This window comes from Polaromonas sp. P1_E3, assembly GCF_056405935.1.
The window spans coordinates 1-1,153 of sequence record NZ_JBFUBD010000629.1; the positions used below are offsets into that span (position 1 = coordinate 1).

A 1,153-nucleotide genomic window follows, 5' to 3' on the forward strand; every position below is an offset into this window, starting at 1 on the left:
TACCAGGACATCTTTTTGCGTGACTACCGCAGCCTGCGGATGGCTGCCCTCCAGTAGCTGGTTCAAGTCGCCGATGATGGCTCGAACACGCTTGTCCGATAAGAGCCCTGCTGGCGGCGCGGCCCGGTCAACCAGTGTCACGCTCTGGATGGCTTGTGGCGCCTCTCCCGCCAGGGCAAGTTCACCGGCATTGAGAAGCTGCCGGGCCAGCCTGGCTCCCAGAAATCCGGCGCCGCCGGTGATGACGATATTCATGGATATGTTGTCTCTCTATTTTTGTGGGTTGCCCGTCTGCGGGACAGCACCGATCTGTTTGTCTTCGGTGCGCCAGGCAGTTTAGTTCGAACCGGGCCGCGCAGCCAGGCAAATGCCGGCAAGCCCTTCCGGTCAGTTGCCAGGTGAGCAGGTTTGCAAGAGGAGTCGGAGAGGCCGCTGCTATGCCGCCATCGAAAAGAAGCCCTGAACTCAGAAGGGAATGAATTCCCGCCCCGCGCCTTTATGTCAGGCTGCGACTGTCTTCGGAAGGGGCTTCGGCTTACCCGGCACAGTTCCCAGGAGCCACAGGTTCAGGCCTGCATGCCGGCTGATGAGCAGCGCGGACAGGACGGGGCCGGCAATGCCGGCGGCAAGGCCCAGTGCCATCAGGACATACGTGTCCGTGACGCCGAGTTTGCGCAACGCGATGCGGCTCGCGGCTGTGAAGAAAACATGCAGCAGGTAAATTGCGAAAGAAAAGGACCCGACGTAGGCCAGCGGAGCGAAACTCCAGCCGCTTCGCAAAAGAAGAAATGCGCTTGAGACACCGAGGGCCAGCGCAGCAATGGAACTTCCCTGCTCGGAAAATTGCGGAAAAAGCATGGCCCCGATAGCCGCGCAGATAAATACGGCTGCCGCTACAAGGCGCGCCCTTGGCGTTCCGATGTTGAATCGTTTGCAGGCCAGCCCGGCCATGAAAAAAGGAAGCAGGTAGACCGCACCGCGGGCGGCGAAATAGTTGGGTGGGCTGAAGTAGTCAAACAGCACCGCACTGAGTGCCCAGGCTACCGCGAACCCCGCCGCGGTGGAAAGCACTTTCAGGTGTTCGAGCAGCAGGACAACCAGGAAAACAATAAACAGGGCCTCAAGAAACCAGAAATGCCCTACAGGCTCGATA

The 1,153-nt window shown here is 59.8% G+C and carries 1 protein-coding gene and 1 pseudogene; both read right to left on the reverse strand.

The genetic code is table 11. From position 1 onward, the window contains the following. Nucleotides 1–255 (reverse strand): annotated as a pseudogene (locus AC1D0Z_RS22325) (NAD-dependent epimerase); the annotation flags it as partial. Nucleotides 256–501: 246 nt separating this feature from the next. Beyond that, nucleotides 502–1,153: acyltransferase family protein (locus AC1D0Z_RS22330; RefSeq protein ID WP_477660334.1), on the reverse strand; the 652-nt coding region annotated here is incomplete at its 5' end.